Here is a 335-nt window from a genome sequence, read left to right on the forward strand (position 1 = left end):
CACGCTTTCACGCTACACAAACGTGCAAAATGTTGGCCTTTGCCATAGCGTTCAAGTATGTACACGTGACTTATTTAAACATCTTGGGATGGACCATACAGGGATTGAGGAAAAAATTGCTGGCATTAACCATGTTGCTTGGCTCCTTGAAGTGAAAAAAGACGGCCAAGACTTATATCCTGAAATCAAACGGCGCGCCAAAGAGAAAAACAAAGAAAAACACCACGATATGGTACGTTTTCAGCTAATGGAACGGTTTGGCTACTATGTGACCGAGTCTTCCGAGCACAATGCCGAATACCATCCGTATTTCATTAAATCAGCCTATCCTGAGC

At 43.3% G+C, this 335-nt stretch carries 1 protein-coding gene; it reads left to right on the top strand.

The genetic code is table 11. The features are described from left to right. Positions 1-335 (top strand): family 4 glycosyl hydrolase (locus CHH91_RS18100; protein WP_483372413.1); only part of this gene is annotated, 335 nt, incomplete at both ends.

The organism is Virgibacillus sp. 7505, from assembly GCF_002272135.1.
GTDB lineage: Bacteria > Bacillota > Bacilli > Bacillales > Amphibacillaceae > Terribacillus.